Raw genomic sequence first — 21,621 nt, 5'->3', positions numbered from 1 at the left:
TATGCATTCATCCCTATCTTAAAACTATAAACAACTATTTTATAATACTTTTATAAGTACCCTTATTATTAATATCAGAAACAACTACTGAGCCTGCACCAACAACTACATCAGCACAAATATTTATATTATTTATAACAGTTGATCCAGCACCAATCCAAGTATTCTGGGCCATATTAACTGTTCCACATATAGTTGCATTAGGTGATATATGACAAAAATCACCAATGCTACTATCATGCTCAATAACACTAGCTGTATTTACTATAACACCATCTCCTATTTTAGCATCAGCATTCACCACAACGCCTGACATTATAATTGTACCCTTACCAATTTTAGCACTATCAGAAATAATTGCAGTTGGATGAATTATGGTTTCTAATTTATCTCTGACCACCCTAGACTGAACTTTTTTTCTAACTGCATTAGAGCCTACAGCAACTATGAAAGAGCATTCTTCTTTATACTTATCAACATCCAAACTGGAACCAATAATCTCGCTCTTATAAAAAGCACCTGTCGCAGCATCGTCCAAAAAACATATCTCATCAAATCTTTTTGTACTTTCAGCAATATCGTAAACAACCTTACCATGTCCTCCAGCACCAATAATCAGAAGTTTATTCATTGCCTTCAAACTTCTCCATAGTTACACTATCACTAGAGCTAACACCACTTCTTTTAAAAACTTTTACAAAAGTTTTTAAAATTATTTTAGTATCAAGTGCAAAGCTTACATTTGATACATAGTAAATATCATTCTCAAACCTTGCTTGCCATGTAGTCGCATTTCTACCATTGATCTGAGCCCACCCTGTCAAACCAGGTCTTACAATATGCCTTTTTCTTTGCTTATAACTATATAACTCCAGATACTCAACAAGCAAAGGCCTAGGACCAACTATACTCATATCACCCTTTAAAATATTTATTAGACTTGGCAGTTCATCTAAAGAGGTGCTTCTTATAAATTTACCAAACTTTGTAAGCCTCGCTGAATCTGGGAGTAGGTTACCATCAGCATCTCTCGCATCAGTCATTGTCCTAAACTTATAGAGATTAAATATTTTCTCATCTTTTCCAGGTCTCGCCTGCTTAAACAGAACCGGAGAACCAAGCTTGAATCTTATCAACATAGCTAAAACCAAAATAACTGGTGATAATATAATCAATGCCATCAAAGATAAAACAATATCTAAAAATCTTTTAAAGAATAAGGTATATAATGTCTTCTTAGGCATCACATACCTCTTTTATTATACTTACAACTTTTAATAAATCATTATCAGTCATTTTTGAATCACTCGGCAAACATAACCCTAGCTCAAACAGCTTTTCTGCCACGTCTACTCCAACAAAATCACAATCCTTGAAAAATGGTTGCATATGCATTGGCTTCCACAGGTGTCTAGCCTCGATATTTTCACTAGCAAGTTTTTCAATAATCTTCTTTTTTCTCTCAGCGGAATCAACAAGTATACAACTAAGCCAATAGTTTGGAGAATCTCCGATTAAAGGGCTCACAAACTTAATAAAAGAAATCTCAGATAATTCAGTTTTATAAAAGTTATAAATATATGTTTTCTTAGAAACCCTATCACTCAAAACCTTTAGCTGACCTCTACCAATTCCTGCACAGACATTACTCATCCTATAGTTAAACCCAAGCTCTTTATGCTCATAGTACGGCTTATTTTCTCTTGATTGTGTTGCGTAGAATCTTGCTTTATCTGCCCATTCTTTATTTTTAGTAACAAGCATACCACCACCTGATGTTGTAATAATCTTATTACCATTAAATGAATATATACCTATATCTCCGTAAGTTCCGGTAGCTTTACTCTTATAAAAACTACCTAGACTTTCAGCTGCATCCTCTACCAAGAAGACATTATATTTTTCACAGAGCTTCTTTATTTTATCCAGTTCTGCTGCCACTCCATATAAATTAACCGCTACAACCGCTTTAGTATTAGGATATTTCTTCAATGCCTCCTCTAATGCTAGTGGACAAATATTCCAAGTATTCTGTTCACTATCTATAAATACAGGTGTAGCATTTTGATAAATAATTGGGTTTGCACTAGCAGAGAATGTAATAGACTGACATAAAACAATATCTCCTTTTGAAATACCTAATATCTTAAGTGCCAAATGTAAGGCAGCTGTACCAGAGCTTAAAGCAGCAGCATAACCACAACCAGTATATTCAGCCAACTCTTTTTCAAAGTTATCAACATTTTTTCCTAATGGTGCTATCCAATTTGTTTCAAAAGCCTCATTAACAAATTTTTTTTCATAACCTTCTTCTGACATGTGAGGCGATGACAAATAAATACGATCACTCATAACTAACTATTCAACCTATGTTCAAATTCTGGCACAATATGCCTTAATGCTTTTATTTTATCAAATTCTTTTATCAACAAAAATATATCTGAATTTAACTTATCAATATCATAAAACGTCTTTCTACCAATAAAAATATCCTTGTACGCTGTAGAAATATCATCTTCATTAATTAAAAGCTCTTCATAGAGCTTCTCTCCAGGCCTTAAGCCAGTTATCTCAATTTCAACATCATCTCGACCTGAGAGTTTTTTAAACTGTTTTGCTAAGTCTAATATTTTAACAGGCTTACCCATATTCAGAACAAATACTTCTGAGTTTTTTGCTATTGCTCCTGCCTGAAGAACTAACTCACAAGCCTCAGGAATTAACATAAAATATCTAGTGATTTCAGGATGAGTAACAGTTAATGGACCTCCTTTTTTAAGCTGCTCTTCAAATTTAGGAATCACACTACCACTACTACCTAAAACATTCCCAAAACGAACTGCTGCTAGCTTAGTATTTCCGGGTTCAGCATTTTGCAAGTATAGCTCACATACACGCTTTGTTGCGCCCATAACATTCGTTGGACGCACAGCTTTATCTGTTGAGATAAGAATAAATGACTCTACTTTTGCCTCAATAGCTAAATCAATAACATTCTTAGTACCTAATATATTATTTTTTATTGCTCTTGATATATTATCTTCAACTAAAGGGACATGCTTATAAGCTGCTGCATGAAATACGATATTTGGAGAATATTTATCAAAAACATCTTGTAATGCCTCGACATCACAAACAGAACATAAAACGCTTTTTATATTATAAAATGAGCACTCTTCTGAGATCTTGTATAAATTAAACTCACTATGATCAAGTAAAACTAATTGCTTAGCTTCATACTTTATACACTGCCTAACAATTTCAGAACCAATACTACCACCAGCACCAGTAATAAGAACAGACTTTCCTTTGATAAAATTTGAAATAGATTCTTTATCCAAACTTTTTGAGTCTCTAGCAAGCAAATCATATAATGAAACAGGTTTAAGCTGTGACATGAAACTTTCATCTTGCAAAACATTCTCAAGAGAAGGCATTATCTTAATCTGATCAAAATCTTTCTCATATTCTTTACAAATATCTCTAACTGTACTCTCATATGCTCTAGGCAACGCAATAATAAGCAAGTCAAATTTAGAAGATAATAGAAGCTTTCTCAACTGATCTCTTGATAGTACTTTCCTACCATTAACGCTTCTTTTTTGAAGAGATACATCATCATCAACAAAATACTTAACTTTATATTCTGTATAGAGTAATTCTTGAGCTATTTTTGTCCCAGCGGCCCCCGCTCCGTAAATAATAGCTTCTTTTGTTTTCATCATAGGGCTCTTATTGGTCTTATACCAATACAAATATACACTTAAGTTGATCAGAAAAACATAAAACAAAAACTCAGAAAATATTAGAGAAAACTCAACTCTACCGTGGAAAATAAAAACCACAATTACAAAAACGGGGATATTTATAAATATTTTCCTAAGAAAAGTTTTCTGCGTAGATTTCCGCCAACTAGCCATATAATCTCTTAATAGCAAGAATGATAATAAACATCTAAGCACAACTACTGTTATTAGAAAGTAAACATTCATATGCTGCTTAAAAACATAAAACGTCCAGCTTACAGTTAAAAAGCTTAAAAATATTATTACATAAAAGTTTAAAGCTCTTTTATCCCAAAGAAATGACATGTAATACAAAACCTAAGATACGGTCATTTGATTATAGCAAAAGCATTACTCATCTTCTATAGCTCTGTAATTTGATATTGAATTTTTTTCTGTGAAACCGACTCTATAGTTTTAATATTTTGCAAATACCATGAAATCCAAAGCTCTCTAATTAGGGAATTAATCTTTATAATCTCACTATCTTTGCTATTTAGGTGCTTAGCCTTAATTTTTTTCTCTAATTTTAATCTAAGCTCATCAACCTCTATTTGATATCCTTTATCTCTTTGTAAGTTAAACTTAGCCTTTTCTAATCTATTCTCTAAGGCTTGAATATAGTATTTATAACGCTGTAGAAATTTAATTGGTTGAGACAGGTAGTTATTAGTAAAAAGCTCACTCAACTCACTCTTAAGATCTGTATAAAGCTGAATAAAATTAAAAGGTATCTTTTTAACATTAAGTTTTTTCTCAAGTTGATTTTTATATCTAATTATTTCTGAAACTAACGATTCAACTTTAGATCTATTTAAATCAAAATTTCCCAATCCATTACAATAAAGTTTTTCAAATCTAGCTTTTGTGTAAGGAAGCTCAACATTTTCAAAAAAACTTAAATCTATCGCCTTATCAATAATATCATCTTTTGAGTTACTCAGTTTTAGTGACATTGATAAACTCGCCAAATCATTACTTTTAATATTTTTTGACAAATGATTTTGCAAACGTAACTTAATTAATTTCTTTAATGCTCTCTGCATACAAGCTTTAGCTTCTTGCTCAGTTGCTTTGTAAGAAACCCTTACACCACCTTTATACTCTTCAAGGCAATTATATACTTTTACACTTATTCCATATTCTTTGATTTGACTTGTATATTCAAAATCGCTAAATTCCCAGTCATAATAAGTCCTATCATCTACGGTTTGCTTTGGCTTTTGTACTAAACCTTGAAGCTTCTGTTTTAAAGTATTTATATCTTTATCTATAGCTAATGCTTTACCATTCTCATCAACCACCTTAATATTCAATATTAAATGTTTTTCTAAGTTTTCATCCTGCCAAACAGTTTCATCAACTATAAAACCAACTATTCTTGTAATATGTTTTGCAATAACTGACTTTAATGGTTTATACCTATCTGTATCAAAATCTATTGACTCAAATATGGCTTGAGCATAAGTTGGTACTGGCACACAATTTTTACGGATATTTTTGGGTAAAGCTCTTAACAACGCAACAACCTTATCATATAAAAAACCATACACACCCCACTCTAATACATTAGGGCCTATATCGTTTAGAAAAACAATTGGTACTGTAACTGTTGCACCATCCTTTTCATCCAGTGGATCAAAGTGATACTCTAACGGTAAATGCATTTCCCCAATAGCTAAAACATCTGGAAACTTTTGTTGCGTAACATCTTTAGCATCATGTTGCATCAAATTATCTAAATCAAAAACTAGTTTTTGCTGTTCATCTTTTGATATAGTTTTTAACCATTTATCAAAAGTTACACCACTACAAACATCTTCTGGGATAAGCTTATCATAATGTTCATACATCACTTGCTCATCTACTAAAATATCTTTCCTACGCGATTTATTCTCAAGCTCTTCTACTTGTTCTATTAGTTTTAAGTTTTGCTGATAAAAATATGCATTAGACTCAAAATCGCCATTTACTAAAGCCTCCTTAATAAATATATCTCGTGCATCTTGAGGGTTTATTCTTGAATATTGAACAGATCTTTTTGAAACTATCTCTAAGCCGTAGAGTGTAACTCTTTCATTTACGACTACAGATCTTCGCTTTTTACTCCAAGTGGGCTCATCATAGTGCTTTTTAACAAGATGTTTAGCTAAAGCCTCCAACCATTCAGGCTCTATTTTTGCAACATTGCGTGCATAGGTTTTTGTTGTCTCAACAATCTCGGAAGATAGCAACCACTTTGGCTTTTTCTTAAATTGCGAAGATGCTGGGAATATAAAAAACTTAAGTCCTCTGGCTCCTAAATACTCCGCGTTTTCATAGTTAAAACCAATATTACTTAAAAAACCACTTGCTATAGCTTTGTGTAGATTTTCATATTTAATTTCATCACCACTATCACTTAACTTCCAACCAAATCCATGAATAACTTCAACAATCTGCCTATAAATATCATTCCACTCATTAAACCGAACTGGCGATATAAAGCTCTTTTTAAAATACTCTTTTTTATCTTTATTTGATAAACCTTTTAACTCAGCGCTTAACCTGTTTGCTAAATTTAAAATAGCAATAAAATCAGAAGACTTATCTTTATCAACAGCATGCTTTTCATCTGCTTTTTGCTGAAAATTTAAAGGTCTCTCACGCGGATCTTGTACACTTAAAAAACTAACAATTGAAACTATTTCTTTTAGAACATTTTGCCTATGGCCTTCGATAACTATCTTTGCTAATTTTGGATCTAAAGGCATAATAGCCATTTTCATCCCATCAGCTGTGATTTTTGGTTTTGAATAGTTAAGTTCTGATATAGCTTGTAATTCAAACAGAAGCTTAAAGCCATCTTTAACAAACCTTGAGTCTGGAGGATCTATGAATGGAAATTCTTGAATACTACCTAACTTTAAAAATAACATCTGTAAGATAACTGATGCTAAATTTGTACGCAAAATTTCAGGGTCTGTATACTCTTTACGCTTATTAAAATCCTCTTCACTATAAAGTCGTATACACACACCTGCTGATAATCTTCCACAACGTCCAGCTCTTTGATTTGCGCTAGCTTGAGATATTTTTTCTATAGGTAAACGCTGCACTTTAGTACGATAACTATATCTACTAACTCTAGCTAAGCCAGAATCAATCACATATTTTATTCGTGGAACAGTTAAAGAAGTCTCAGCAACATTAGTAGCTAGAATAATTCTTCGAGTCGAGCCTTCTGGATTGAATATCTTATTTTGATCCTTATTTGACAACCTTGAAAATAAAGGTAAGACTTCTGTAAATCTAAGATCTTGCTTATTCAAATATGCTAAAGTCTCATGAATATCTCTTTCTGTTGGTAAAAATACTAAAATATCTCCCCTGCCTAACTCATCAATTGCATATAAAATTCTTTCTTGCATTGAAAACTCATCAAAATCTTCATCATCTTGATAACGAATCTCTACAGGATATGTTCTACCACTAACTGCAATTTCTTTAGAATTTTGAAAGTAACTTGTAAACTTTTGATGATCTATCGTCGCTGAAGTAATAATAACTTTTAAATCAGGCCTAAATGGTAAAATTTTCTTTATACAACCTAAAAGAAAATCGATATTCAAACTTCTTTCATGTGCCTCATCAATTATAACAACTTCATATTGAGATAAAAATCTATCGTTTTTAATTTCAGACAACAACACACCGTCTGTCATTACCTTTATTAAAGTATTTTCAGATGTTTGATCAGAAAAACGTATTTTGAAAGAGACTTTTGATTGATCCCCTATCTCACTAGCAACTCTATTTGCTATAGATCTAGCTGCTATTCTTCTTGGTTGAGTATGCCCTATTAAACCTCGTTTACCCAGACCTAAGTCTAAGCAAATTTTAGGTAGCTGTGTTGACTTACCCGAACCTGTTTCACCAGCGACAACTATTACCTGATTCTCCTGAATAAGCTCTTTTATATCTTCAACTTTTTCAGCAACTGGTAAGTCAGGGTATGTTATTTTAGGTAATATTTTTTGATCAGTTTGCTTAGCTAAATCATTTAATTCTTTCACTAGGTTAAAATCTATATTCCCTCTCTTTAGCAATGATATATATTTACCACGCAATTTAGTTGGAATTTGATTAAGATAATCCGCATACTTTTTCTTATCTACAGTCATAAGCTATTGCATTAAACGCTTTTTTATACCTGTCTTTTTTAGAATTGCATTAATTATTCTCATAAAGAACATAATACATTTACTAACCAACACAAAAATAGCTAAAAAGAATAAAATGAAAATATCTAAAAATATATTCCAGAAAAGCTCTGCCAAAGAGAACAATGTTTTTATTTTCATAAAATTTGAGTAGACTTCTATACTTAAAAGTTAAGTATAGCATAATTTAAGAATGATTTTTGACTAAAGGAATTAAAGCTTTGCTATGATACTATTTAAAGTTTTGCTAGGACGCATTACATTACTTAATTTAGCTTTTTCTGGATAGTAATAACCACCAATATCAACCTTTTTACCTTGAACATTTGCTAGCTCTTTAACAATTTTATCTTCATTAGCTTTTAACTCTGCATAGATTGGTTCAAACTTAGCTTTTAGCTCAGTATCACTTGTCTGCTCAGCCAGAGCTTTCACCCAATAAAAAGCTAAATAAAAATGGCTACCACGAGTATCAAGCTCACCAACTTTACGTTTTGGTGACTTATCATTATCTAAAAACTCTTGATTTGCTTGAGCTAAAGCTTCAGCTAAAACTTTAATTTTAGCATCTCTAGTTTTGATAGCTAAATCTTCTAATGATGCGCCCAAAGCTAAAAACTCACCTAAAGAATCCCATCTTAGATGATTCTCATTGATAAGTTGCTCAACATGCTTAGGAGCAGACCCACCTGCTCCAGTTTCAAACAACCCACCACCAGCTAAAAGAGGTACTATTGAAAGCATCTTAGCAGAAGTTCCAAGTTCTAAAATTGGGAAAAGATCTGTTAAATAATCTCTTAAAACATTACCTGTAACAGAGATAGTATCTTTACCTTCTTTCATCCTCTTTAATGAATACTTAGTTGCTTCAATTGGAGATAAAATTTGAATATCTAAGCCAGTAGTATCATGATGAGTTAAATATTCATTTACCTTAGCAATTAGATTTCTATCATGTGCTCTATTTGAATCTAACCAGAAAATAGCAGGATTTTGTGTAATTCTAGCTCTATTTACTGCTAATTTCACCCAATCTTTTACAGCGATATCTTTTGTTTGGCACGCTCTCCAAATATCACCTTTTTCAACCTGATGTTCAAATATTACATTTCCTTCAGCATCAATTACTTCTACTTTACCTTCAGCTTGGATTTCAAATGTTTTATCGTGAGAGCCATATTCTTCTGCTTTTTTAGCCATTAGCCCTACATTTGAAACATCTCCCATAGTAGCAACATCAAAAGCACCATTTTCTTTACAGAAGTCAATAGTCGCAGCATACACGCCAGCATAGCATCTATCTGGGATCATTGCTTTCATATCTTGAAGCTCGCCAGCCTTGTTCCACATCTTACCAGATGAACGGATAGCTGCAGGCATAGATGCATCAATAATTACATCGCTTGGTACATTCAGGTTTGTAATCCCTTTATCAGAATTAACCATAGCAATATCAGGTTGCTTAGCAAAAACTTTCTCGATATCAGCATTAATCTTGTCTTGAACATCTTGAGATAACTGTTTAATTTTCTCAACAGCATCACCCCAACCATTACGAGGATTAACACCTAGTTCTTTAAATTCTTTAGCATATTTCTTGAAAACATCTTCAAAAAATATTTCTACTGCATGACCAAATAATATTGGATCAGAGACTTTCATCATTGTAGCTTTTAGATGAAGTGAAAGTAGTGTTCCTTCTTTTTTAGCCTTTGCAATTTCAGCTTTATAAAACTCTCTTAGAGCTTTTACAGAGATTTTAGTAGCATCAAGAATCTCTTTTTCTTCTAAAGCAAGACCTTCTTTAAGAACAGTTTGAGCCCCTTTAGGACAAGTATGTACAATTTTTACAGTAGTTGCTTTTGGTACAATATAAGACTTCTCATTAGCATAAAAATCATTATCAGACATACTAGTCACATGTGACTTTGAGTCTTTTGTCCACTCTCCCATTGAATGAGGATGCTTTTCAGCATATTTCTTAACAGCTTCAGCAACTCTACGATCCGAGTTACCTTCTCTTAACACAGGATTAACCGCACTCCCTAGAACTTTTGCGTAGCGTGCTTTAACTTCTTGCTCTTTATCATCTTTTGGTTCAAATGGATAATCAGGAATTTTATATCCTTTTAATTGAAGCTCTTTAATCGCTGCAGTTAATTGAGGTATTGACGCACTAATATTAGGAAGCTTAATAATATTAGCATCAGGAGTTTTTGCTAGATCTCCTAATATAGCTAAATCATCAGAACATTTTTGCTCATTTGAGAGGTAATCACTAAAATTAGCTAATATACGCGCTGCTAGAGATATATCTTTAGTTTCTAATTCTATATCTGCAGTTTTTGTAAAACTCTCAACTATTGGTAAAAAAGATCCAGTTGCTAAAGCAGGTGCTTCATCTGTGAATGTGTAAAATATTTTATGCATAAAAAAATCTCCTGTAAATAGAATTTAATCTTTGAAATACTAGCACAAAACTAGTAAGTATTTAATATTTCTGTAATTTTATCATCAGACCTTGCTACTACTGCAAAGTCATTATGCTCAATTATTGGTCGCTCTAAAAGTTTAGGATTCTTAGCAACTATTTCAATAAGCTGGCTATCAGTAAACTCTTTACCCTTAAAATTTTCTTTCCAAATATCTTCTTTGGTACGAATGATATCCTTTATAGAAAGTTTTAATTTTTTAAGCAAAGATACTAAGTCTTTCTCCGATAAAGGATCATCTAAATACAAATGCGTTTCATAGTTTGTATTACTTTGATCTAAGGCTTGCTTAGCTTGTCGGGACTTCGAACATTTTGGATTATGATAAATTTTCATAACAATACTAAATACCCTATTTCTTGTTAATATCCATAATTATAAATGAATTGAAAAAGAAATGATAAAAAAAGTTTCACCACAATAGTTACACGAGATAACAGAAACACTAACATTAAAATAATTTAACTATTTAGATAACCAAATTTGTAAAAAAGATTTGCTGGTGGGATTAAATATCTAATATAATGAAATCATAAGAAATATTTTAAAGTACAAAGCCACAATACAGGAGAATTAAATAGAGGGTTAATAAAAATTCAGTAAGTAATAGGAGATTTAAAATGCCTAAACCATGGAAAGAAAACTACCCTAAAGAAGTAAATCCTAACATAAGCATACCTAATATCACTCTAAATGATATGCTTAAAGAAACCACTGAAAAATTTTCCTCAAAAGATGCTCTTACCTGTCACGGTGAAAAACTAACTTTTAAAGAAATTGATAATTACTCTGATCAATTTGCTGGATTTCTACAAAATAAATGGAATATCAAAAAAGGTGACCATATAGCAATTATGTTACCCAACATATTGCAATTCCCTATCATCATATTTTCTCTAATTAAGTTAGGTTGTATCTTTATTAATATAAACCCTTTATATACAAGTAGAGAAGTCAAAGGAATACTTAGAGATTCAAAAGCAAAAGCAATAATTGTCCTTTCTTCATTAGCTCATAATGTTGAAGCTATTGCCGATGAATGTGAAGATCTACAACACAAAATGGTCACAGGCATTGCTGATCTATACCCATCACCTAAGAAACAGCTGATTTCTTTTATTATCAAGTATATCAAAGGTATGAAAGATAAATTCTCAAAAGATAAGTTCGATACTTTTGAAAACGCTATAAGCTCAGATGACAAGCCTGATTACTCTAAGATTAAAATCAGCCCTGATGATATTACAGCCTTACAATACTCTAGTGGTACTACAGGGACACCTAAAGGAACAATCTTACTCCATAAAAACATCGTTGCTAATATTTATCAGATAAAAGCTTGGACTGAAGGGTTTTCAATAAATCTTAGTGAACAAATTGTTATAAATGCTCTACCTATCTATCATATTTTTAGCCTTACAGGAAACCTATTTCTTTTTTACTTTTCTGGGGCATTCCAAGTGTTAGTTCCGAACCCTAGAGATATAAAATCATTAGTTAGTGAAATGAGAAAAAATAACTTCTCCACTATCTTTGGTGTAAATACTCTTTATATAGCATTATTGCATAATAAAAAATTCAAAAATAGTAAATTCCCTAACTTCCAGCTTTCCATAAGTGGCGGGATGTCAACTACTGAAGCTGTAGCAAATGAATGGAAAAAAGTAACAGGAGTAAATATTAAAGAAGGATATGGTCTATCTGAAATGTCTCCTGTAGTTACAGTTAACTCATTAGAAGATGAGCCTTTTAATGGTACTGTTGGCTTTCCTTTACCAGGTACAGATATAAAGATCTACGATGATAATGGTAAAGAATTACCTCAAGGTGAAACTGGTGAAATTTGGGTTACAGGTCCACAAAAATCTCCTGGATTCTGGAGCCTCCCTGAAATAAACAAAGAGCATTTCACTGATGATGGCTGGCTTAAAACTGGAGATATGGGCTACTTAGATGAGCTTGGTCGCCTAGTAATCTCAGGGCGTATAAAACATATGATTATTGTATCTGGTTTTAATGTATTCCCTAAAGAAGTCGAACTTGTACTTATTGAGAAAGATGAAATAGAAGATGCTGCTGTTATCAAAGGACACTCTAAAGAAACTGGTGAGATGCCAGTAGCTTTTATAGTTCTAAAACCAGATGCAAAAATATCCAAAAAACAAATATTCAAATATTGCGAAAGCAAACTAGCTCACTATAAACTCCCAAGAAAAATAATTTTTATTGATGAGCTACCTAAAAATACGGTAGGAAAAATTGATGTAAATGCCTTACAAAAAGAATATGCTGAGAAATATGAACAATAATAATTAACTCACTGCTTAAGGAGCTAAAAATGTTCAACAAGATTTACAAAATAGCAAAGAAATCGACCCCAAAAATTTCAAAAACTGAACAAACTGCCCTTAATGCAGGTGATAACTGGTTTGAGCAAGACTTATTCCAAGGAAAGCCAGATTTTGATAAACTTCATAGCCTTAAGAAGTTTGAACTATCTACTGAAGAAAAGTCTTTTCTAGATAATGAAACTACTGAACTTTGCACCATGATTGATGACTGGAAAATTAATTATGAAGATAAGGATTTAACAGTAGAAACCTGGGATTTTATTCGCAAAAAAGGTTTTTTAGGCTTAGTAATCGGTAAAGAGTATGGTGGCAAAGGCTTTTCTGCAGCAGCTCACTCAGAGATAGTAATGAAACTAGCAACAAAAAGTGTCACCGCAGCAATTACTGTAATGGTTCCAAACTCTTTAGGCCCTGGTGAGCTTTTAGTTCATTATGGTACAGATCATCAAAAAGACTATTATCTACCACGATTAGCTTCTGGGGAGGAAATACCTTGTTTTGCATTAACAGGACCTACTGCTGGATCTGATGCAACCTCTTTACCTGATAAAGGTATTGTATGCTATGAAGAGTACAACGGTAAGAAAACTCTAGGAATTAAACTAAAGAATATCAACAAACGCTATATCACTTTAGCTCCTATTGCAACACTTGTGGGCTTAGCATTTCAGCTACAAGATCCTGATGGATTATTAGAAGATACAGGCTCAGAAGGTATTACATGTGCTTTACTCCCTCATGATCATAAAGGTCTAGAGATAGGTAAGCGAGGTTTTCCTTTAGGACAAGCATTTATGAATGGTTATATAAAGGCTAGGGATGTTTTTATACCTATGGACTGGGTCATAGGTGGTCAGAAAATGGCTGGGGAAGGTTGGCGTATGCTAGTTGAGTGCTTATCTATAGGTAGAGCAATATCATTACCAGCATGTGGCACAGCAAATACTTTAATGTCTACTGTTATTACATCGGCATATGCAAGTGTCCGTGAGCAGTTTAAAGTTCCGATTGCTCAGTTTGAAGGTGTTCAAGAAAAACTAGCTCAAACGGCAGGTCTTGCGTATATAGCTAATGCAACTCGCCAATTTACAGTAGCTGCTGTTGATAGTGATATTCGCCCTTCTGTTGCTTCAGCAATTGCAAAATATCATCTAACTGAAATGGGACGTACAACTATCAATAACTCAATGGATATTCATGGTGGTCGAGCAATTATTATGGGACCAAATAACTATCTTGCTATTCCATATATGGCAACACCAATTGGCATAACTGTTGAAGGTGCAAATATTATGACGCGTAACTTAATGATATTTGGCCAAGGTGCTATGAAATGTCACCCATACATACGCAAAGAAATAGAAAGTTTAATGAATGATGATGAAAAAAGTTTTACCGATAACTTTAAAAGTCACTTTAAATATATGGCTCTTAATGGCTCTCGTACCTTATGGTATGGCCTAAGCGGAGGCTTTACCGCTACTAGCTATAACTCAAAATTCAAACGCTACTATAGATATATTTCTCATATGAGTACCGCATATTCTTATGTTAATGATATATCTGTTACAGTTTTGGGAGCTGGTATAAAACGTAAAGAAAGATTATCAGCACGTCTTGGTGATATTATGAGCTATCTATATATGGCTTGTGCTGTTCTAAAATACTATAAAGATGCCGATGAACCAATGAGTGATGATATTTTTGTTGATTGGAGTATTCAGCATTGCTTATACCAAGCCCAACAAGCGATGTTAGATCTATTCAGAAACTTCCCAAATAGAATATTTGGTACAAAAATGAAACTCTTTGTGTTCCCTTATGGTAAGAAATTCAGAAGACCCTCAGATAAACTTGAAGCACAAATATGCAAGGCTTTAAGTACAAACTGTGAAACCAGAGAAGCTATGAAAGCTTACTGCTATGTACCAAATAATGATAATGATCCAACTGGTAGGGTTGAAAATGCATACCTAGCAGCTCTAAAAGTTACAAACATCAAGAAAAAAATTATCGATGCTATTAAAGCTGAAAAGTTACCTAAAGTGAACTGGTCAGCCTGCATTGAAGAAGCTTTGGAAAATAATATCATATCTGAAGAAGAGGCTCAAAACGCTAAAGAGATGTTAACTAAGGTTAATAATATCATCCAAACAGATGAGTTTGATGACTATGCACTAGGCCCTAAAAATGCTCACCCAGAATGGCAAGCTAAAGGAGAAATTTAGATAAAAATACTCTGTTAAATGTTTATACAAAAAAATCGATAGTGATATCGACCTCAAGGAGGAAAAATGACTGAGTTAGAAAAAAAATTTGAAGAAATGCTTGTAGCTGTCCGCGATGCAACTATTGATTTCAAGCCGGATAATAGTCAAAAGCTCAAATTGTATGCCTTCTATAAACAAGTTAAAGAAGGCGATAATAATACCAAAAAGCCTTCTGCATTGAAAATGGTCGAGAAAGCTAAGTGGATGGCTTGGGACGCTATTAAAGGTATGTCAAAAGAAGATGCCATGCGCGGTTATTTGAAAGTTTTTGGCGATGAATATCTTCCTGATAGCGAGAGTAATAACTCACAATCAAATATTGCAAAAAAACTAGAACCTGTAGATCGTAAACCACAGCGCCAAGATATCGATAAAATAGCAGTACTTGGTGCTGGAACAATGGGAGCTCAAATAGCTGCTCATTTTGCAAATGCAAGATTTCCAGTTATTCTTTTTGACCTAAAATCACAAGATGGGCAACCAAATAAAATCATAGAAGACTCGTTACAAAAGCTCACAAAACTTAATCCTGCTCCTTTTGGCTCAAAAGAATCAATTAAATATATTACTCCAGCCAACTATGAAGATAATCTAGAGCTACTTCAAGACTGTGATTTTGTTATTGAAGCTGTAGCTGAGCGTTTGGACATAAAAGAGAGTTTATATACAAATATTACAAGTCATTTAAAAGAAAACGCTATATTAGCATCTAACACATCTGGACTTAGCATCACAACACTTGCTGAAGTTCTACCTGAAAATTTAAAAATAAACTTCTGTGGTGTGCACTTTTTTAACCCTCCTAGATATATGCCGTTAGTTGAGTTAATCCCTCATAAAGATACTAATCTTGAAATTATTGATAAATTGGAAACTTTCTTAGTAGAAAAACTTGGTAAAAGCATAATAAGAGCAAAAGATACACCAAACTTTATAGCTAACCGCTTAGGTGTGTTTTCTATGCTTGTAACTTGTCACTATACCGAGAAAATGAATATCCCATTAGAAATAGTTGATGAGCTTACAGGTAAAAAGTTAGGACGTGCTAAAAGTGCTACCTATAGAACTGCTGACTTGGTTGGACTAGATGTATTATCACATGTAGTAGAAACAATGAAAGATAACCTAGAAGATGGCTGGCAGGATTTATATAAAACTCCTAGTTGGATCCAAAACCTTATTGATAATGGCTCTCTTGGGCAAAAGACCAAAAAAGGCTTATATATAAAAGAGTCTGATGGTATTAAAGTGCTCGACTTAGATTCTAAAGAATATCGTCCATCGGATAAAAAAGCAGACAAAGAAGTTTTAAAAATTTTATCTGATAAAGATTGGAGCAACAAGCTTGAAGGCTTACGAAATAGTGATAACACCCAAGCTCAATTTATTTGGGCAACGTTTAGAGAAATGTTCCTATATGCAGCCCATCTTGTTGGAGATATATCAAACTTCCCTAAAGATATGGATCTAGCAATTCGTTGGGGATTTGGTTGGAAACAAGGAATCTTTGAAATCTGGCAATTAGCTGGCTGGCACAAAGTTACTAAATGGTTAAAAGAAGATATTTCCGCAGGTAAAGCTCTATCACAAAACAAACTTCCTGACTGGGTAGATGATTTAGATATTGGTGTTTATCAAAATAACAAAGAATTTAGTTTTAATGATAAAGAACTTATATCTCGCGATAAATTAAACGTCTATGCTAGACAACTTTTCGCAGATACTGTTATTCAACATTCAAGTGAAGTTAATACTGAAACACTCTATGAAAATGATGGTGTCAAACTATGGCAAATAGATGACTATAAAGGTATCGGCATATTATCATTTAAGAGTAAAATGTGCTCTATTGGCGATGATGTACTAGATGGCATTTCTGAAGCCATAAATTACGCTGAAGAAAACTTAGATGGCATGGTTATATGGCAACAACAAGATATCTTCTCAGTTGGCGCAAATCTAGAAGAGTTCGGTATCAAATTTACCATGAATGGTGAAGCTGCAATAGAAGAAGTCATTCGCAAAGGCCATCAAATCATTACCCAAAAACTTCGTTATAGCAAGATACCTGTGGTTGCAGCTGTTAAGGGATTTGCCTTTGGTGGTGGTTGTGAAACTATCTTGCATTGTGATGCTGCAGTTGCTGCACATGAAAGTTATATTGGTCTAGTTGAGGCAGGTGTAGGGATTATACCTGGTTGGGGAGGCTCAAAAGAAATGGCTCTACGAGCTTCTAAAGCGCAAGATCCATGGAAAGACTTTGAAAAACGCTATAAGAATTTAGCTTTAGCACAAGTAGCTAAAAGTGGTTATGAAGCCAAAGAAATGGGCTTCTTGCGTGAAAGTGATACTATCGTCATGAATAGTAAAGAAATACTTACTGTTGCTCTTAAAAAAGCTCAACTACTAGCATTTAGTCAATACCAACCTCCTCTTAAGCAAAAAATTCAAGTATTTGGTGAGACTGGTATCGCAACAGTCAAAGCTTTGCTTGTAAATATGCGTGATGGTAATCAAATATCTGAACATGATTATAAAATTGCGGTAAATCTTGCAGATACGATGTGTGGCGGAGAAATTGAAAAAGATACTGAAGTTTCAGAAGACTGGATCCTTGGAAGAGAACTTAAAAACTTCAAGGAGCTTGCTATGTCTGAGAAAACTGAAGCTCGAATGAAACATATGCTAGAAACAGGCAAACCACTAAGAAACTAAGGGAGTACTGTCCATGAGTGAAAATGTATATATAATCGCTGCAAAACGCTCTGCGGTTACAAAAGGCAAAAAAGGTGGTTTTGCAAAAAAACGTCCGGATGAGCTACTAGCAGATGTATTGAGAAAGACTGTTACTGAGTCAAATATTAATCCTGATGATATCGGTGATATAGTTGTTGGCTGTGCTATGCCAGAAGCTGAACAAGGTCTAAATGTTGCTAGAATATCATCTCTTCTTGCTGGTTTACCAAATACTGTTCCAGCTTTTACTATTAACCGTTACTGTAGCTCTGGGCTACAATCAATCGCCATTGCAGCAAATGAGATTGCTCAAGGTAATATGGATGTAGCTATAGGTGCTGGTATAGAAAGTATGAGCATGATCCCTTTTGGTGGTAATAAAATGTCTTTTAGCAAAGAGGTATTTGAAAAAGATGAAAATATTGCCATAGCTTACGGTATGGGTATCACTGCTGAAAATGTTGCTAAAGACTGGAATATATCTCGTCAAGATCAAGACGCTTTTGCTCTTGATAGTCACAAAAAAGCTGTTAATGCTATTGAAAATGACTACTTTAAAGATGAAATACTACCAATAAATGTTGATCATCGTAAACCAGATGAGCAAAGTGGTGAAATCATCAATCATAAGAAGACTATAGCTACTGATGAAGGTGCACGTAAAGATACATCAGCTGAAGCTCTAGCTAAGTTAAAACCTGCTTTTGCAAATGGTGGTTCTGTTACCGCTGGTAATAGCTCACAAGTATCAGATGGAGCTGGTGCTGTAATTCTTGTAAGTGAGAAATATCTTAAAGAACATAATCTAAAACCTTTAGGCAAGTTTTTAGGCTTCTCAGTAGCTGGTGTTGATCCACGTATTATGGGTATAGGCCCTGTTGCTGCCGTACCTAAGATACTTAAACAAACAAACCTAACAATCGATGATATTGATTGGATCGAGCTAAATGAAGCTTTTGCAGCACAATCACTAGCTGTAATACATGATCTTAAACTTAATCCAGAAAAAGTTAATCCTTGCGGGGGAGCTATTGCCTTAGGTCACCCTCTTGGTGCTACTGGTACAATATTAACCGTTAAAGCACTACACGGACTAAGACGTACTGGTAAAAAATATGCTATGATTACAATGTGTATTGGTACTGGAATGGGTGCGGCAGGTATTATCGAAGCATGCTAAGAGTTTCATAACCTTCTCTAGTATTAAATATTTTTAAGCTAAACTACAAACACAAACTTATAAAAAATAATATATTTTAAAACTGTTGATTTGACGTGTAGTCAAGAGATCCCCGTTTCAAGCACGAGGATGATAATGGGCTTATATGACACCCTCCTACTTATAAGGTCTTGGTTAGAGTATTAGAGTATCACCAAATAAACAGTCTTTAAATTTATTTATGTAATAATTTGATAGGTATAAAAAATGATAAATTTAGATAACCACAAACCAATTGATTTCCCTTGGGATTTTACCTGTTTTAGTAATACAAAAAGAAACCCTTTAGGGATTAAACTTCCGCTATATCATATTGGCGAGCATATGTATACTAAGTTTAAATGCTTACCTAACCATGTAGGTTGGGATAATGTCATCCATGGAGGCATTATTGCTTTAATATGTGATGATATTCTTGGTAAGCATGTTTTAAGTGTTAGTAAGTCATTTTGTATGACTCGTAACCTAAACATTAAATATCTTAAGCCAACTTATAGCAAGGTCTCTCATATTTTTAAAACTAGTATTATTAGAAAAGGTCGCACAACAGTTTGGATAAAAGTTGATATTTACAATGAAAAAGGTGATCTATGTGCTTATGCAGATGCTGATTTTGCCCTTCTAGAAGAACATCATGCAAAACAAAAAGATATAGCTAGTTACGATTTAAAAGATCTAACTGCACATCTAAAGTAACTCGTCTAAAGAAGTTCCTTATTTGTCATTTCTGGCAAAAATTTATAAACTACTACTATAAATACAACTATGCAAACTCCCATAAAATATAGTATAGGTGCATAACCATAATCATTAATAAGATCTAAAAAGCTCGAAATAAACATACTCTCAATTAGAGCCTTAGAAACAAGAGCAATAGATATACCCGTTGCTCTTATATGTACAGGTAAAACCTCTGATAAAACCAACCATATACAAACACCAGGACCAACTGCTCCACCAAACACAACAATCACAAGCATAAATAATGCCATATTATCAGAGCTACCAGTTATAAACAGAACTGTCATAAATATTGATAGGAAAGATATAATTAACCCTCCTATAATAAGTTTTCTTCTACCAACAACATCAACTAAAAATAAACCAACTACAGTAGCTATTAGGTTAACTAAAGTCATAGCTGAGCCATAATAAGTTGGATCGCAACTAGAGCAATTCGTAAGCTGACCAAAAATAGTTGGACCATAGCTGATAAAAACATTTATACCAACAAACCCATTTAGAACAGCCATCAAACTAATTAATGCTATAGAAAGATAATACTTTTGCTTAATAACAATCTTTATAAATTCGATAAATCCTATTTTATTTTTTTCCTTCAATGATAATTGAATTTTTAAATCTAGTTGCTCACCTATAGTTAATGCCTGATTATTTCTACCTTTTAACACAAGCCATGATGGTGAAAATGGTGCTAAGAGACTAACTATAAATAAAGCTATCGAAAATGGAATAGCACAACCAAAAATAAACCTCCAACCAAAATCATTAACAAATATACTAGCAAACAAATTAGCTAAAAATATTCCTGAAACTAATGATAGCTGGAATATTGCCATAGCCCTACCTCTAAATCTTGCAATACTTGTTTCAGAAATATATATAGGAACTACTGTTAGTAAAAAACCAACTGAAATGCCTTGAAGAAGCCTTGATAACATAAGAGTTACAAAAGTATTTGAAAGCATCATTAATACCATTGATATCGTAAATAGCAATGCTCCAAAAGCTATAACATTTTTTCTACTCAAAAAATCCATTAATGGACCAGATATCAACTTTGATAATAAGGCACCGAAAAACACCATCCCCGCTATCTGTGATAACTGACTGAAATTTAGAGATAGCTCATCTTTTATAACAGGTAAAGTTCCTGATATAACACCTATATCAAACCCAGAACAAACTCCTGTAAGAACAATTAAACTAATCACTAATTTTTGATATTTTGTTACTAGCATTACTAATCCTTAATACATATCAATACTATGTTCTCTTAGATAAATTACATCTTTTGAAACCATTTTGTCATCCTCTCCGGTCCACTGAACGGAGTCAAAGTGTGACCATAGTATATACTCACTATGAGTCTTAAATTAGATTCTACGATCAAAGCCTGTGCTGGACTTGATTCAGTATCGTAGAATGACATGTTTTTTTCGTCTTAATTTTAGAATAACATGTATTTATAATAAATGAATATATAAAAAAGATACTAGCTAACAAAAGTTAACCGTACAAAAATTAAATTTATGAGAAAGTTTAAGAGATTATTATAAGAATGAATATGAGATATTAAGATCTTAATGCTTTGTAGATTAAATCTTTAGTTTCTAAACGTTGCTTTTTAAGATTCTCTAACTCAGTATCCTCAAATTTACCAGTGCTTTCAAGGTTAAATATCTTCTTATCTAACTCTTCATAATGCTTCATTTGCTTACTGATATGATGATCTTCTTTAATATTGTGAATTTGCTCTTTAAGTTCAGGGAACTCTTTTACTAATGGATGATGTTCTAACATGATTATTTCCTTATTTTTTTAT

The 21,621-nt window shown here is 33.1% G+C and carries 14 protein-coding genes; 5 read left to right on the top strand and 9 right to left on the bottom strand.

Annotation, left to right across the window (positions count from 1 at the left end; translation table 11 throughout):
• Positions 1–34: 34 nt before the first annotated feature.
• The 7 genes from FIP56_RS02720 to FIP56_RS02690 all read right to left on the bottom strand — a co-directional run bounded on the left by FIP56_RS02720 (position 35) and on the right by FIP56_RS02690 (position 10,815).
• Entirely contained in the window at positions 35–631 is a 597-nt protein-coding gene (locus FIP56_RS02720; RefSeq protein WP_192578839.1) for an acetyltransferase, read from the bottom strand.
• Positions 624–1,244 carry a sugar transferase gene (locus FIP56_RS02715; protein WP_192577436.1) on the bottom strand — a complete coding sequence of 207 codons (621 nt, stop codon included), beginning with the start codon at positions 1,242–1,244 and terminating at the stop codon, positions 624–626. Before FIP56_RS02715 ends, FIP56_RS02720 begins: the two co-directional genes overlap by 8 nt.
• Positions 1,237–2,352, bottom strand: coding sequence for an aminotransferase class I/II-fold pyridoxal phosphate-dependent enzyme (locus FIP56_RS02710; protein ID WP_192577435.1), 1,116 nt, complete (start codon positions 2,350–2,352; stop codon positions 1,237–1,239). Before FIP56_RS02710 ends, FIP56_RS02715 begins: the two co-directional genes overlap by 8 nt.
• 2 nt (positions 2,353–2,354) lie before the next feature.
• Positions 2,355–4,091: a nucleoside-diphosphate sugar epimerase/dehydratase gene (locus FIP56_RS02705; protein ID WP_192577434.1), complete on the bottom strand. Its 1,737-nt coding sequence runs from the start codon at positions 4,089–4,091 to the stop codon at positions 2,355–2,357.
• A 56-nt stretch (positions 4,092–4,147) separates the two neighbouring features.
• A complete protein-coding gene (hrpA, locus tag FIP56_RS02700) occupies positions 4,148–7,948 on the bottom strand; it encodes an ATP-dependent RNA helicase HrpA (RefSeq protein ID WP_192577433.1) in 3,801 nt (1,266 codons plus the stop codon).
• 252 nt (positions 7,949–8,200) lie between these two features.
• Positions 8,201–10,417 carry an NADP-dependent isocitrate dehydrogenase gene (locus FIP56_RS02695; protein WP_192577432.1) on the bottom strand — a complete coding sequence of 739 codons (2,217 nt, stop codon included), beginning with the start codon at positions 10,415–10,417 and terminating at the stop codon, positions 8,201–8,203.
• Positions 10,418–10,467: 50 nt separating this feature from the next.
• Positions 10,468–10,815, bottom strand: a complete 348-nt coding sequence (locus FIP56_RS02690; protein WP_192577431.1) for an ArsC/Spx/MgsR family protein — start codon at positions 10,813–10,815, stop codon at positions 10,468–10,470.
• Between the two features lie 284 nt (positions 10,816–11,099).
• On the opposite strand from FIP56_RS02690, the gene FIP56_RS02685 reads away from it, so the two are divergent.
• From FIP56_RS02685 to FIP56_RS02665, 5 genes are all read left to right on the top strand, one after another.
• The gene (locus FIP56_RS02685) at positions 11,100–12,788 is read left to right on the top strand and encodes a long-chain fatty acid--CoA ligase (RefSeq protein ID WP_192577430.1); all 1,689 of its coding nucleotides are present in this window, start codon (positions 11,100–11,102) and stop codon (positions 12,786–12,788) included.
• 29 nt (positions 12,789–12,817) lie between these two features.
• Entirely contained in the window at positions 12,818–15,058 is a 2,241-nt protein-coding gene (locus FIP56_RS02680; protein ID WP_192577429.1) for an acyl-CoA dehydrogenase, read from the top strand.
• A 66-nt stretch (positions 15,059–15,124) separates the two neighbouring features.
• Positions 15,125–17,815 (top strand): acyl-CoA-binding protein, encoded by a 2,691-nt coding sequence (locus FIP56_RS02675; RefSeq protein ID WP_192577428.1) that lies wholly within the window; start codon positions 15,125–15,127, stop codon positions 17,813–17,815.
• Between the two features lie 13 nt (positions 17,816–17,828).
• On the top strand, positions 17,829–19,016 hold the full coding sequence (locus FIP56_RS02670) for an acetyl-CoA C-acyltransferase (protein WP_192577427.1): 1,188 nt from the start codon (positions 17,829–17,831) through the stop codon (positions 19,014–19,016).
• Between the two features lie 246 nt (positions 19,017–19,262).
• A complete protein-coding gene (locus tag FIP56_RS02665; protein WP_192577426.1) occupies positions 19,263–19,751 on the top strand; it encodes a PaaI family thioesterase in 489 nt (162 codons plus the stop codon).
• Positions 19,752–19,756: 5 nt separating this feature from the next.
• Here the strand turns inward: FIP56_RS02665 and FIP56_RS02660 are convergent, their stop codons facing one another.
• Entirely contained in the window at positions 19,757–21,037 is a 1,281-nt protein-coding gene (locus FIP56_RS02660; RefSeq protein ID WP_192577425.1) for an MFS transporter, read from the bottom strand.
• Positions 21,038–21,371: 334 nt separating this feature from the next.
• Complete coding sequence (locus FIP56_RS02655) at positions 21,372–21,599, bottom strand: DUF465 domain-containing protein (protein WP_192577424.1); 228 nt, start codon at positions 21,597–21,599, stop codon at positions 21,372–21,374.
• Positions 21,600–21,621 lie beyond the last annotated feature (22 nt).

The sequence above is a fragment of the Francisella sp. LA112445 genome, assembly GCF_012224145.1.
Lineage (GTDB): Bacteria > Pseudomonadota > Gammaproteobacteria > Francisellales > Francisellaceae > Francisella.
The sequence above is the reverse complement of the archived record's forward strand: the minus strand, read 5'-3'. Positions and strand labels throughout refer to the sequence as shown.